The 15,122-nt window shown below is 75.8% G+C and carries 6 protein-coding genes; all 6 read left to right on the forward strand.

The window, feature by feature from the left end; genetic code table 11:
• Window positions 1-281: 281 nt before the first annotated feature.
• From ACIQOE_RS19620 to ACIQOE_RS19645, 6 genes are read left to right on the forward strand one after another with little or no spacing between them, the layout of a single operon-like run.
• Window positions 282-7,151 (forward strand): SDR family oxidoreductase, encoded by a 6,870-nt coding sequence (locus ACIQOE_RS19620; protein ID WP_401412638.1) that lies wholly within the window; start codon window positions 282-284, stop codon window positions 7,149-7,151.
• 1 nt (window position 7,152) lies between these two features.
• Complete coding sequence (locus ACIQOE_RS19625; RefSeq protein WP_401412640.1) at window positions 7,153-11,763, forward strand: beta-ketoacyl synthase N-terminal-like domain-containing protein; 4,611 nt, start codon at window positions 7,153-7,155, stop codon at window positions 11,761-11,763.
• Window positions 11,760-12,077, forward strand: coding sequence for an acyl carrier protein (locus ACIQOE_RS19630; protein WP_351933453.1), 318 nt, complete (start codon window positions 11,760-11,762; stop codon window positions 12,075-12,077). The genes ACIQOE_RS19625 and ACIQOE_RS19630 overlap by 4 nt, the downstream gene beginning before the upstream one ends.
• Window positions 12,078-12,080: 3 nt before the next feature.
• On the forward strand, window positions 12,081-12,896 hold the full coding sequence (locus tag ACIQOE_RS19635) for an alpha/beta fold hydrolase (RefSeq protein WP_401412642.1): 816 nt from the start codon (window positions 12,081-12,083) through the stop codon (window positions 12,894-12,896).
• The gene (locus ACIQOE_RS19640) at window positions 12,893-14,083 is read left to right on the forward strand and encodes a glycosyltransferase (RefSeq protein ID WP_401412644.1); all 1,191 of its coding nucleotides are present in this window, start codon (window positions 12,893-12,895) and stop codon (window positions 14,081-14,083) included. Before ACIQOE_RS19635 ends, ACIQOE_RS19640 begins: the two co-directional genes overlap by 4 nt.
• Window positions 14,067-15,122 (forward strand): class I SAM-dependent methyltransferase, encoded by a 1,056-nt coding sequence (locus tag ACIQOE_RS19645; RefSeq protein WP_351326884.1) that lies wholly within the window; start codon window positions 14,067-14,069, stop codon window positions 15,120-15,122. The genes ACIQOE_RS19640 and ACIQOE_RS19645 overlap by 17 nt, the downstream gene beginning before the upstream one ends.

A 15,122-nucleotide genomic window follows, 5' to 3' on the forward strand; every position in this document is an offset into this window, starting at 1 on the left:
GGGTGAGTGGCGCGTGAATGACCCGGGCGCTTTGACGGTCTTGTGGCGGTGTGACGCCGGTGCTCGGCCGGTTCCGGGGCCGTTTCGGCGCAGTGGAATGCTCGGATTTTCGGCACTTGCGGTGTATTTCCCCGGCTGGCCGAATCAATGCCCCCGGCCATGGTAGGGCCGTTCCGTTATTGACCCGCGAGTAATGAACTCGCTAGTTTCCGTGGCCTCACCCCGAGCTTTCCGCCGCACACATCCCCCACCGTGCTGTCCTCCCGATTATTCGGAGCATCATGACGTCCCCTGTGCGTGCCGTCGACCTGATCATGTGCGTCACCCCTTTCGGAGAACCCGACCACCGGCTGGCCACGGCGGTCTGTGCCGCCGGCGGACTCGGTGTCCTGGACCTGGGGCGCGGAGACCGAAGAACCCGGGAGGCCCTGGCCCGGCTGAGACGCGCGGCCCCCGGCCCCTACGGCGTGCGGGTCGGCCCGCGCTGCGCACTCACCCCCGACGACCTCGACGAGGCGCCCGACACCGTGGTCCTGGCCGCCGACGCGCCCTGGCCGGCCGGCCGGCTCACCGCGCGGAGCCGGGTGCTGGCCGAGGTCACCGACCTGGCCGGAGCCCGGACGGCGGTCGAGGCCGGAGCCCACGGGCTGATCGCCCGGGGCGCCGAGAGCGGCGGCCGGGTGGGCGGGCTCAGCACCTTCGTCCTGCTCCAACAGCTCCTCGCGGCACCGGAACTGACCGTCCCGGTGTGGGCCTGCGGCGGCATCGGACCGCGTACCGCGGCGGCCGCGGTGGCCGGCGGCGCGGCCGGAGTCGTCCTGGACAGCCAGCTGGCCCTGCTCGCCGAGTCCCGGCTGCCCGAGGCCACCGCGGCCCTGCTGCGCTCCCTGGACGGCTCCGAGACCACCGTCGTGGCCGGTCACCGGATCCTGCACCGGCGCGGCCCGGACGCCCCGCGCCCGCCCGCCGACGACCCGGCCGCGGTCGCCGCGCTGCTGGGCGCCGAGGACCCCCGCACCCAGCTCCTGCCGGTGGGACAGGACGGCTTCCTCGCCGCCCGGTTCGCCGACCGGTGGGGCGATGTACGGCGCACCATGAGGGAGTTGCGGGCGGCGATCCAGGAGGACAGCGCCGTCGCCCCGGACGCGTTACGGCCCGGCACCTCCGCCATGAGCCGAGCCCTCGGCACCCGGCTGCCCGTCGCCCAGGGCCCGATGACCCGGGTCAGCGACCGGGCCACCTTCGCCGCGGCCGTCGCCGCCGACGGAGCGCTGCCCTTCCTGGCCCTCGCCCTCGCCGACGGCGCCCGCACGCGGGAACTGCTCACCGAGGCCATGGCCGCGCTGGACGGCCGGCCCTGGGGCGTCGGCGTGCTCGGCTTCGCCCCCGAGGACCTCAGGAACGCCCAGCTCGACGCCGTCCGGGAGCTGCGGCCCAGCCACGCGATCATCGCGGGCGGCCGCCCCGCCCAGGCCGAGGCGCTGGAACGGGCCGGGATCACCACCTTCCTGCACGTGCCCTCGCCCGGCCTGTTGCGGCAGTTCCTGGAGGCCGGAGCCCGCAGGTTCGTGTTCGAGGGCTCCGAATGCGGCGGCCACGTCGGACCGCGCGCGAGCTTCCCGCTCTGGGAGGCCCAGCTCGCCGTCTTGGAGGACTTCCCGCGGGCCGAGGGACTTGAGGTGTTCTTCGCCGGCGGCATCCACGACGAACGCTCCGCCGCGATGGTCGCCGCGCTCGCCGCTCCGCTGACCGCCCGGGGCGCCGCCGTCGGCCTGCTCATGGGCACCGCCTACCTCTTCACCGAGGAGGCGGTGGACCGGGGCGCGATCCGGCCCCTGTTCCAGCGCCAGGTCATGGCGGCCGCCTCGACCGCGCTGCTGGAGACCGCGCCCGGCCACGCCACCCGCTGCGTACCCAGCCCGTTCACCCTCGGCTACCACAGGCGCGAGGCGGAACTGCGGGCGAACGGCGTGCCGGACCGGCGGCTGTGGGAGGAACTGGAACGGCTCAACGTCGGCCGGCTGCGCATCGCCAGCAAGGGCGTCGACCGCTCCGCCGCCGGCGAGCTGACGCCGGTCGACGAGCAACGCCAGCTCAACGAGGGAATGTTCATGGCCGGTGAGGTCGCCGTGCTGCGCTCGGCGAGAACCACCCTGGCCGCCCTGCACCACGCCGTCACCGACGGCGCCGCCGACCGCCTGGCCCGGCGGCCCGCCCCCGAGCCGCGCAGGGAGCCGCCCGCGCCCGCCCCGCTCGACATCGCGATCGTCGGCATGGCCGGGATGTTCCCGCAAGCACCCGACCTCGCCACGTTCTGGGCGCACGTGGTCGCCGGACACGACGCGGTCACCGAGGTCCCGGCCGAGCGGTGGGACCCGGACGTCCACCACGCCGACGGCAGCACCACCTCCAAGTGGGGCGGCTTCCTGCCCCCCATCCCGTTCGACCCGCTGGGCTACGGCATCCCGCCCGCCTCCCTCGGCCACATCGAACCCGTCCAGCTGCTCGCCCTTGAGGCCGCCCGGCGCGCCCTGGACGACGCCGGATACGCCCGCGGAAAGGAGTTCGACCGCTCCCGCACCTCCGTGGTCTTCGGCGCCGAGGCCGGCAGCGACCTCTCCAACGCGGCCACCCTGCGCGCCGTCCTGCCCTCCTACTACGGCCGCGTCCCCGACGGCCTCGACGCCCAACTGCCGCAGCTCACCGAGGACTCCTTCCCCGGCATGCTCGCCAACGTCATCTCCGGGCGGATCGCCAACCGCCTCGACCTCGGCGGCGCCAACTACACGGTGGACGCCGCCTGCGCCTCCTCGCTGGCCGCCGTCGACGTCGCCTGCAAGGAACTCACCGCCGGCACCAGCGACGTCGTCCTGTGCGGCGGCGCCGACCTGCACAACGGCATCAACGACTACGTCCTCTTCTCGTCCGTGCACGCCCTCTCGCCGACCGGCCGCTCCCGCGCCTTCGACGCCTCGGCCGACGGCATCGCGCTCGGCGAGGGCGTCGCCTGCGTCGTCCTCAAGCGGCTCGCCGACGCCGAACGCGACGGCGACCGCGTCTACGGCGTGATCAAGGGACTCGGCTCCTCCAGCGACGGCCGCTCCCTCGGCCTGACCGCCCCGCGCCCCGAGGGACAGCGGGCCGCGCTGCTGCGCGCCTACCGCAACGCGGGCGTCTCCCCGGCGCAGGTCGGACTGGTGGAGGCGCACGGCACCGGGACCGTCGTCGGCGACCGCACCGAACTCACCATCCTCAGCGAGGTGTTCACGGAGGCGGGGGCCGAAAGAGGCGGCTGCGCGCTCGGCTCGGTCAAGTCCCAGATCGGGCACACCAAGTGCGCCGCGGGACTCGCCGGACTGATCAAGACCGCCCTCGCCCTGCACACCGGCGTCAGACCGCCCACCCTGCACCTGGACCGGCCCAACCCGGCGTGGCAGGAAGAGGACAGCCCGTTCGCCTTCCACACCGAGGCCCGGCCGTGGGCCGCTCCGGCGGCCGAACGGATCGCCGGGGTCAGCGCGTTCGGCTTCGGCGGCACCAACTTCCATGTGGTGCTCGGCGCCCACGACGACGGCGTGCCGCCGGAGCAGGCACTGGACCTGTGGCCCGCCGAGCTGTTCCTGTTCCGCGGCCGGGACGCGCAGGCCGCGCACCGGGGCGTCGAGGAAATCCTGCGGGCCGCCGAGACGGGCTCCTGGCGGCTGCGCGACCTGGCGCTCGCCGCCGCCCGCCGCGCGGACGCCTCCCACGAGCCGGTCGTGGCCGCGGTGGTGGCCCGCGACCCGCGGGAGCTGACCGGACAGCTGCGGCAGGTCCTCGCGGGCGAACCCGGCCCGGCCGCCGGCGTCCACCTGGCCGGTGCGCGGGCGGACGCCGACGCCAAGGTCGCCTTCCTCTTCCCCGGCCAGGGCAGCCAGCGCCCCGGCATGCTCGCCGACCTCCTGGTGGCCCTCCCCGAGCTGCGGCACTACCTGCGCCTCGGCCACGCCCACGCAGGCAGCCTGTACCCGCCGGCCGCCTTCGACGACGCCACCCGGGACCGCCACCGGGCCGCCCTCACCGACACCCGGGCCGCGCAGCCCGCCCTCGGCATCACCGGCCTCGCCGCGCACGCCATGCTGACGGCGGCCGGGGTCCGCCCCGACATGGCCGCCGGGCACAGCTACGGCGAACTCGTCGCCCTCGCCGCGGCCGGCGCCCTCGCCCCCGAGACCGTCCTGGCGCTGAGCACCGAACGCGCCGCCGCGATCCTGGCCGCCGCGGGCGACGAACCGGGCACCATGGCCGCCGTGTCCGGCGCCGCCGCCGACGTGGAGCGCGCGCTGCGCACCGCCGGGATCCCGGACTCCGTCGTGGTCGCCAACCACAACTCGCCCGAGCAGAGCGTCATCTCCGGCCCCACCGCAGAAGTGACCGAAGCCGTGAAGCGATTGCGCGAAGCCGGGCTCGGCGCCAAGCGGATCCCGGTGGCCTGCGCCTTCCACAGCCCGGTCGTCGCCGGCGCCGCGCCCCGGTTCGCGGCGGCCCTCGCGCGGGCGGCCGTACAGCCCGCCGAGTTCCCGGTGTGGTCCAACCGCACGGCGGCCCCCTACCCGGCGGACCCCGGCGCCGTACGCGCCGAACTCGCCGCCCAGATCGGCTCGCCCGTCGCCTTCGCCGCCCAGATCGAGGCGATGTACGAGGCCGGAGCACGGGTCTTCGTCGAGGCCGGGCCCGGCACCGTGCTCACCCGGCTCGTCGGGCAGATCCTCGGCGACCGGCCGCACACCACCGTGGCCTGCGAACCCCGCGCCGACAGCGGACTGCGCGGCTGGCTCGACGCGCTCGCCCGACTGGCCGCGGCCGGGGCGCCCGTCCGCACCGCCTGGCTGCTGCGCGGCCGGGACGCCGTCGACGCCGTCCGCACCCCGGCGCCCGCGCGCCCCGGCTGGACCGTCGACGGACAGCTCGTGCGCACCGCCACCGGAGACCTCCTGCCCGGTGCCCTCGCACCGGCCCGACGAGTCGTGGAGACGACTGTGACGACGGACCAGCCGCACGGCGCCCCGGCCGACCGGGACGCGCTGATCTCCGAATTCCTGCGCACCAGCCGGGAGATGATCGCCGCTCAGCGCGACGTCCTGCTCACCTACTTCGGAGGAGCGCCGGGAGCGGTGCCCGACGCACCCGCGTCGCCGCCGCGGCCCGCGCTCGCCCCCGTCCCGGTCCCCGCACTCCCGTCCGCGCCCACGCCGGCCGCGACCGCCCTGCCCGAGCCCGGACCGGCGCCCGCGACCCCCGGGACCGACGTCGAACGGATCGTCCTGGAGATCATCAGCGAGCGCACCGGCTACCCCGTCGACATGATCGAGCCCGACCTCGATCTGGAGGCGGACCTCAGCATCGACTCCATCAAACGGGCCGAGATCGCCGGCGAACTGGCGAAGCGGCTCGGCATCGCGGGCGGCGCGGCGACCCTGGACGACGCCGAGCTGGAGGAACTGGCCAAGGCGCGGACGGCCGCCGCCGTCACCGGCTGGCTCCGGGCACGAGTCGGCACCGGCGGACGGCGGGAGGAGACGGCCGCGGCCACCGCCGAGGACGGTGCCGATCCGGCCGCCGCCGCGCCGGATCCCCGCACGTCCGCGCCGGTCCACCGGTCCGGCCGGGACGAGGACACACCTCGGGGCGAGGCGCCCGGACGGTTCGAGATGCGCCCCGTCGACCTGGCGGAACCGGACCCCGGAACCGATCCGGCCGCCGTGCTGTCCGGCAGGCGGTTCGTGATCCTGGGCGGGGGCGGGGCGCCCGCCGGACACGGCGACCGGCTGACGCGGCTGCTCTCCGGACACGGCGCCGCGTGCGTGACGGCCGGCGCCGACCACCTGCTCGACGAGGCCGACGGACCCGTCGACGGCGTCCTGTACCTGGGCGCGCTGCCCGGCGGCGACGGACCCGTGCTGCCCGACGCGTTCCCCGTGCTGCGCGCCGCCCTGGCCCGCGCCCCGCGCTGGCTGCTGGCCGCCCGGCCCGCCGGAACCGAGGACGCGGCCCGCTCGGCGGGACTGCACGGCCTGTTCCGGACCGTCGCCCGCGAGTACCCGGACACCGTCGCCCGGGTCGTGTCCCTCGCGGACACCGCACCGGCCGCCGTCGCCGACGCGCTCCTCGCCGAACTGCTCCTGCCCGCACCGGCCCCCGTCGTCCTGCGCACCGCCGAAGGACGGCAGGGCCTCGAACTGACCGAGGTACCGCTCGGCCCGCTCGCCGGCACCGGCGCGGGACCCGCCGGGGCCGGCGCCGCCGAGGCCGCCGCCCTCGGCCTCGACCGGGACTCCGTGGTACTGCTGGTCGGCGGGGCACGCGGCATCACCGCCACGTTCGCCGCCGGCCTCGCCGCCGCCTGCCGCTGCCGCGTCGAGCTGATCGGCCGCACCCCCGCGCCCACCGGACCCGAGGCCCGGGACACCGCTGCCGCCCCGACCCCCGCCGCGCTCCGCGCGGCCCTCGCCGCCCGGGGCGGCCTCGGGCCCGCCGAGGTCAACCGGGAGGCCGAACTGATCCTCGCCCAGCGGGAGATCACCGCCACCCTGGACGAACTCGCCGCACTGGGCAGCGAGGTGCGCTACCGCGCCGTCGACGTCCGCGACCGGGACGCCGTGCTCCAGGCCGTCAAGGAGATCCACGCCGACCACGGCCGCCTGGACGGCGTCGTCTTCGCGGCCGGAGTGATCGAGGACCGGCTGATCGCCGAGAAGACCCCGGAGTCCTTCCGGCGGGTCCACGGCACCAAGACGAACGGCGCCGCCACCCTGCTCGCCGCCCTGGACGAACTGCCCGAAGGACCCGGATTCGCCGTGCTGTTCGGCAGCGTCTCCGCCGTCCTCGGCAACCGCGGCCAGGCCGACTACGCCGCCGCCAACGACGCGCTGGAGAGCCTCGGCGCCCAGTGGGCGGACCGCACCGGCAACCGGGCGCTGACCGTGCACTGGGGGCCGTGGGCGCCGACCGGCGGGCACACCGGCATGGTCAGCCCGGAGCTGGGGCGCGAGTACGCCCGGCGCGGGGTCCGGCTGATCGACCCCGAGGAGGGCGCGGCCGCGCTGCTGCGCGAACTCGCCTACGGACCGGAGTCTGTGCGGGCCGTCGTCTACACCGCGTCGGGCTGGTGACATGAGCGACGACCGCCAGACGCCGGTCGCGATCGTGGGCATGGCGGTGCTGCTGCCCGGCGCCGCCGGCCTCGACGCGTACTGGAGAAACCTGCGGGACGGCGTGGACGCGATCGGCGACGTGCCCGAGGGCCGCTGGGACGCGGACTACTACCGGCCCGGCTCGGCGGCCGGGCCCGCCGTCCCCGACCAGGTGTACTGCCGTCGCGGGGGCTTCGTGGACGGCCTCGCCGAGGTCGAGGTCACCCGGTACGGCATCATGCCGCACTCCGTCGACGGCACCGAGCCCGACCAGCTGATCGCCCTCGACGTGGCCGCCGCCGCGATCGCCGACGCCGGCGGCCCGGACCGGCTGCCCGACCGGCACCGCGTCGGCGTGGTCCTGGGCCGCGGCGGCTACCTCACGCCCGGCCTGGTCCGCCTGGACCAGCGGGTCCGCACGGCCGGGCAACTGGTACGCACCCTCGGCGAGCTGGTGCCCGGCCTCACGCCCGGTCAACTGGCCCGGGTCCGGGAGGCGTTCACCGAGCGGCTCGGACCCGCCAGCCCGGAGTCCGCGATCGGCCTGGTGCCCAACCTGGCCGCCTCCCGGATCGCCAACCGCCTGGACCTGCGCGGCCCCGCCTACACCGTCGACGCGGCCTGCGCCTCCTCGCTGGTCGCCGTCGACCAGGCGGTCACCGAACTCACCGCCGGGCGCTGCGACCTGATGCTCGCCGGGGGAGTGCACCACTGCCACGACATCACCCTGTGGAGCGTCTTCTCCCAGCTGCGCGCGCTCTCCCCGAGCCAGCGCATCCGTCCCTTCCACCGCGAGGCCGACGGCATCCTCATCGGCGAGGGCACCGGCGTCGTCGTCCTCAAGCGCCTCGCCGACGCCGAACGCGACGGCGACCGCGTCTACGCCGTGATCCGGGGCACGGGGGTGGCGAGCGACGGCCGTACCGCCGGACTCGTCAACCCCGACCCGGGCGGTCAGGCACACGCCGTACGGCAGGCCTGGCGGGCCGCCGGGCTCGACCCGACCGCCCCGCACTCCGTCGGGCTCCTGGAGGCGCACGGAACCGCGACCCCGGCCGGTGACGGGGCCGAACTCGCCACACTGGCCGACGTGTTCGGGGCGAGCGACGACGGCGGCGAGCGGGCCGTGCTGGGCTCGGTGAAGTCGATGATCGGCCACACCATGCCGGCCGCCGGCGTCGCGGGCCTGGTCAAGGCCGCCCTCGCCCTGCACCACGCGACCCTGCTGCCCACCCTGCACTGCGACGACCCGCACCCGGCCCTCGCCGGCACCCGCTTCCGCACCCTGGACCGGGCCGAGCCCTGGCCGGCCGGCCCCGACCGGCCGGTGCGCAGGGCCGGGGTGAACGCCTTCGGGTTCGGCGGGATCAACGCCCACGTGGTACTGGAGGAGGCACCCGGCGCACGCCGGTCCGCCGCCCCGTCCGCCGTGACGGTCACCGAACCCGAGCGCGTCCTGCTCCTCGCCGCCCGCACCCCCGAACGGCTGGCGGCCGCGCTCGCCGCCGACGACTCCGCCGTCCTCGTCGCCGGACTGGCCCCCGACCGTGCCCACCCGCAGGCCGGTCCGGCCCGCCTCGGCATCGTCGACCCCACCGCCAAACGCCTCGCGCTGGCCCGCCGCGCCGTCGGCAGGGACCGCGCCTGGCAGGGCCGCAACGACGTCTGGTACCGGCCCTCGCCGCTCCTGGACACCGGCAGGCTGGCCTTCGTCTTCCCGGGCCTGGAAGGCGAGTTCACTCCCCGCGTCGACGACATCGCCGTGCATTTCGGCCTCCCCGCCGTCACCGGACCCGCCGAACGGGACGTTCGGGTCGGTGACGTGGGCCGTCATGGATTCGGTGTCGTCGGCGTGGGGCGGCTCCTGGACGCCGCGCTGCGCCGGATGGGCGTGGTCCCGGACGCGGTCGCCGGGCACAGCGTCGGGGAGTGGACGGCGATGGCGGCCGCCGGCCTCTACTCCGGCGACCAGGTGGACGCGTTCATGGCCGGGTTCGACCCCGACGCTGTCACCGTGCCCGGCCTCGCCTTCGCCGCCGTGGGCGCCCCGGCCGCCCGGGTGCTGGCCGCCCTGGACGACGACAGGGCGGACTCCGGGATCGTCCTCTCCCACGACAACGCGCCCGGCCAGTCGACGGTCTGCGGCCCGGACCGGGCGGTGGCGGACCTCGTCCGCGCCTTCCGCGCCGACGGCGTGCTGTGCCAGGTGCTGCCGTTCCGGTCCGGGTTCCACACGCCGATGCTGGAGCCGTACCTGGGGCCCATCAAGGCGGCCGCCGAGCGCTTCGAGCTGCACCGGCCGACCGTCCCGGTCTGGTCCGGCACCACCGCCGCGCCCTTCCCGCGGGCCGAGGCCGAGGTGCGCGCCCTGTTCGTCCGGCACCTGCTGGAGCCGGTCAGGTTCCGGCAACTGGTCGAGGCCCTGTACGGCGCGGGGCACCGCGTCTTCGTGCAGGCCGGTCCCGGCCGGCTGGCCTCGCTCGTCACCGACACCCTCGGCGACCGCGACCACCTGGCCGTCGCCGCCAACTCCCCGCACCGCTCCGGGATCGCCCAGCTCCGGCGCGTGGCGACCGCGTTGTGGACGGCGGGCGCGACCGTGGCACCGGCCGTACCACCGACCGGTGCCGGTGCCGGTGCCGGTGCCGGTGTCCGCGTCGCCCGCGGCACGAGTACGCCCGCAGCGGGCCGTCCGCCCGTCCGGCTCGACCTGGGCGGCGCGCTGGTCTCCCTGGACGGCCCGGTGCTGCACCGGCTCCGCGCCGAGCTGGGACGGCCCGCCGCGGCCGGGCCCGGCCCGTCCCCGCTCGACGACCTGGCCGCCGCCCTCCCGGCCGCCGCCGAACTCAGCGCGCTGCTGCGCGACACCGCGGACACCGCGGCCGCCGTCCTCACCGCACGAAGGACACCGGTCCCGTCCGCTCCCGCGGCCCCACCGGACCCACGGCCGCCGACGCCCCCGCGCGTCCCCGCGACCCCGCCCCGTCCCGCGGCAGTCTCCGCCACCGCCACCGCCACCGCCGCACACGCGCCCGGGACCCGCACCACCACCGTCCGGGTCTCCCCGGACACCATGCCGCACCTGCTCGACCACTGCTTCCACCCGCAGCGCGCCGGCTGGCCCGACATCGAGGACCGCTGGCCGGTCGTCCCGGCCACCACCATCGTCCGGCACCTGATGGACGCCGCCGAGGAGGCCACCGGGCTGCGCGCGGTGGCCGTGCACGGCGCCCGCTTCGACCGCTGGCTCACCGCCACCCCGGCCGTCGACGTCCTCGTCACCGTCACCCCCGAAGGCCCCGGCCGGGTCGCCGCCGCCTTCGGCCCCACCGCCCGCGCGGTCGTCGAACTCGCCCCGGCCCACGCGCGCCCGCCCGCCGCCACCGCGCCGCCGGCTCCCGAACGCACCCCCGGCCACACCGCGGCCCAGCTCTACGCCGACCGCTGGATGTTCCACGGCCCGGCGTACCAGGGCGTCACCGAACTCACCGCGATCGGCGACCGGCACATCCGCGGAGTGATCACCACCCCCGCCGCCCCGGGGGCCCTGCTCGACAACGTGGGCCAGATCCTCGGCTACTGGATCATGGCCACCCGCACCGAGCGGACCGTCGTCTTCCCGGTGGGCATGCGGGAGATGCGCTTCTTCGGCCCGCATCCCGCGCCCGGCACCGAGGTCGGCTGCCAGGTGCGGATCACCTCGCTCACCGACACCGTCCTCGAAGCCGACGTGGAGCTGACCGCCGGGGACCGGGTGTGGGCCTTGATCCGGGGCTGGCAGGACCGGCGCTTCGACAACGACCCGCACACCCGCCCGGTCGAGCGCTTCCCCGACCGCAACACCCTCTCCGAGGCACGGCCGGGCGGCTGGGCGCTCGTCCACGAACGCTGGCCCGACCTCGCCTCCCGTGAGCTGATCATGCGCAACTCGCTGGGCGGGCCGGAGCGTTCGCGGTACGCGGAGCACACGCCACGCGGCCGCAGACAGTGGCTGCTCGGCCGGATCGCCGCCAAGGACGCCGTCCGGCAGTGGCTCTGGGAGCACGGCGAGGGACCGGTCTTCCCGGCCGAACTCCGCGTCCACAACGACGACTCGGGCCGCCCGTACGTGACCGGTGTGCACGGTCGCACGCTGCCCGCGCTCGACGTCTCGCTCGCCCACCGCGCCGAGGCCGCGGTGGCGATCGTACGGCCGCACCGGCCGGGACCCGGCCCCGGCATCGACCTCGAAGAGGTCACCGAACGCGACCCGGCCGCGCTGGCGGCCGCCCTGGGCGCGGACGAACTGCGTCTGCTGCACGAGCGTTGCGGCACCGGCGGTTCCACCGCCCTGTGGTTCACCCGGTTCTGGGCCGCCAAGGAGGCCGTCGCCAAGGCGGAGGGCACCGGATTCGACGGCAGGCCGCGGGACTTCGCCGTCCTGGAGGCGGCACCCGACGGCAGCCGGCTCCTGGTGGCGGGCCGGCTGGAACGCGCCTACCCGGTGCACTGCGCGCCGGTCCGCAATCCCCCCGCACTGCCGGACCGCGACTACGTCGTGGCCTGGACGACCGGACCGGCAGCCGCAGACCCTCAGGAGGACCCGCGATGAACCCGACCGAGCCCGAAGTCCGCGCCGACGAGCAGGCGGTCCTCGCCGACCTCACCCGGATGCTCCGCACCCTCCTGGAGGAGTACGGCGACGACGACGCCGAGATCGGCATGGACACCACCTTCAACCGCGACCTGGAGCTGGAGAGCATCGACCTGGTCACCCTCGCCGGACTCCTGGAGGAGCGGTACGGGAAACGGGTCAACTTCGCCGAGTTCCTTGCCGGGATGGAGTTCGACGAGATCATCGGGCTGACCGTCGGCCGCCTGGTGGAGTTCGTCGTGTGGAGCCTGAAGGCCACGGAGGCGGGCTGAACCATGGCGATCGTCGACACCGGAGACATCCGGCTGCACGTCCAGCGCATGGGCCCGGCGCAGGGCCGTGTCCCCGTCGCCACGGTGGTCCTGGTCCACGGGCTGCTCACCGACAGCCTGGCCAGCTACTACTTCACCGTGGCGCCCGCCTTCGCCGCCTCCGGCCTGGACGTGGTCATGTACGACCTGCGCGGGCACGGCCGCAGCGCCCGGCCGCCCGGCGGATACACCCTCGACCACAACATCGACGACCTGGAGGCGCTGCTCGACCGGTTGTCGATCACCGGCCCGGTGCACCTGGTCGGCAACTCCTACGGCGGCACCATCGCGTTCGGCTACGCGGCCCGCCACCCCGCACGCGCCGCCAGCCTCACCCTCATCGAGTCCGAGCCCGCCACCGCCGCCTGGGCGGACAAGCTCGGCGGGATCCTGCGCCGCGTCGTCACCGAACTCGCCCACAACGAGCCGGACGCCATCGCCTGGATCACCGCGAACCGCAGCCACAACACCGCCCGCCTGGCCAGGGGCGCGGCCCGGCTCGCCCGCGAGACCAGCCTCGGCCGGGACATCCCCGCCAGCCGGGTGCTCACCGACGAACAGATCAGCGCCGTACGCTGCCCGGTCCTCGGGGTGTACGGCGGTGACTCGGACCTGGTGGAGGTGGTCCCGCTGAAGGAGGCGCTGCTGGCCGACTTCCGGTCGGTGGTGCTGCCGGGACACGAGCACTCCGTGCTGGTCGAGGCGGCCGGCACGGTCGGCGGACACATCATGGAGCTGATCCACTCGGTCAGCGGGGCGCGCGCGGCCGGCGTCCGGTGAGCCGCTTCCTCTTCGTCGTACCGCCTCTGGTCGGCCACATCAACCCGGCCGTCGGCGTCGCCGCCGCACTCCAGGCGCGCGGACACCGGGTGGCCTGGGTCTGTCCCGATCCCGCGCTGCCGGGCCGGCTGGCGGGGCCGCGGGCGCGGGTGTACCCGTGCGCGGGCACGGCCGACGGCGAGCGGCCCGCCGACCTGCGCGGCGCGGAGGCGCTGAAGTTCCTGTGGGAGTGGTTCCTGGTGCCGCTCGCGCGGGCGATGGCCCCCGGCGTCCGGGCCGCCGTCGACGACTTCCGTCCCGATGCCGTCGTCGCCGACCAGCAGGCCTTCGCAGGCGCCCTGGTGGCCGAGCGGCTGGGACTGCCCTGGGCGACCTCGGCGACCACCTCCGCCGAGTTCGGCGGCGCCTACGACGGCATCCCCAAGGTCGCCGAGTGGCTCCGGGCCAGGCTCGCGGAGCTGCGGGAGGACATCGGCGACCCGGCGGGCACGGCCGACCCGCGCTTCTCCCCGCACCTCACGCTCGCCTTCACCACGCCCGAACTGGCAGGTACGCAGACGCGCATGACGATCCGTCACGTGGGACCGTCGATCGCCGAACGGCCGGTGGCCGGCGGCTTTCCCTGGGACTGGCTGGACCCCGGCCGGGAACGGGTGCTCGTCTCGCTCGGCACCGCCAACGCGGACGTCGGCGGCCGGTTCCTCGCCGAGTGCGTGGCCGCGGTGCGCGAACGGGCCCACCGGGTCCAGGCGTTGGTGGCCGACCCCGGAGGCACCCTGCCGCCCGCGACCGACGACAAGGACGTCCTGATCCTGCCCTCGCTGCCCCAGCTCCCGCTGCTGGAACGGGTCGACGCGGTGGTCTGCCACGCCGGGCACAACACCGTGTGCGAGGCCCTGTGGCACGGCGTCCCGCTGGTCGTCGCCCCCATCCGGGACGACCAGCCGGTGATCGCCGGGCAGGTCGTGGACGCCGGCGCGGGCGTCCGGGTCAGGTTCGGCCGGGTCACCGCCCAGCGGCTGGGCGAGGCCCTCGACACCGTCCTGTACGAGCCGGGCCCGCGCACCGCGGCCGCCCGGATCCGCGCCGCGTTCCGGGCGGCGGGCGGAGCACCGGTCGCCGCGACCCACCTGGAAGCCCTGGCAGCCGATTCGCACCTCAGGAGACCCGATGAGCAAGCAGAGTGAGATCGACGCGTTGCGCTCCGCCTACCAGCGGGACCTGGCCGACGGCGTCGACCGCTTCTTCGAACCCCGGCGCACCGCCTGCCCCTGGTGCGGTTCCGGCCGGCTGACCACCCGGCTGCGCACCACCGACCTGCTCCAGCACAAGCCCGGCCGCTTCCTCCTGGACCGCTGCCAGGAGTGCGGCCACACCTTCCAGAACCCGCGCCTGAACGAGACGGGCCTCGACTTCTACTACCGCGACTTCTACGACGGCCTCGGCGAACAGCGGATGAGCGGCACCTTCGGCGGCCGTACCAAGATGTACCGGGGCCGTGCCGCGGCCATGCTCCCGCACGACGCCACCCCCAAGAACTGGCTCGACGTCGGCACCGGCCACGGCCACTTCTGCGAGGCCGCCCGCGAGGTGCTGCCCGGCACCGCCTTCGACGGCCTCGACTTCACCGACGGCGTCGAACTGGCCGCCCGCGAGGGCCGCGTGGAGCGCGCCTACCGCGGCGCCTTCCCCGAACTGGCCCCCGACCTCACCGCGGCCTACGACGTGGTCAGCATGTTCCACTACCTGGAGCACAGCACCGACCCCGACGACGAACTCCGCGCCGCCCACCGCACGGTACGTCCCGGCGGCCACCTGCTGATCGAGGTCCCCGACCCGCAGAGCCGTTACGCGCGGCTGCTCGGCCGCTGGTGGCTGCCCTGGCTCCAGCCCCAGCACCTGCACTTCGTCCCGGTCGCCAACCTCCGCGCCCGCCTCACCGAGCTGGGCTTCACGGTGGTGGCCGAACAGCACGCCGAGGCGCACGACCCCGTCGACCTGCTGGCCGCCGTCTGGCTCGCCCTGGACCACACCGCCCCGCGCGAGGACGCCCCCTGGCTGTCCCGGCCGCCGGGCGCCCTGCGCAGGACGGCTCGCGCCGCGCTGCTCCTCGCCGGGATCCCGGCCCTCGTCGCCGGCACGCTCGCCGACCGCTTCGCCGTACGGCCCCTCGCGCACCGGCTGCGCGTCTCCAACGCCTACCGGATCGTGGCCCGCCGCGACTGA

The sequence above is a fragment of the Streptomyces sp. NPDC091282 genome (assembly GCF_044757385.1).
GTDB lineage: Bacteria > Actinomycetota > Actinomycetes > Streptomycetales > Streptomycetaceae > Streptomyces > Streptomyces gramineus.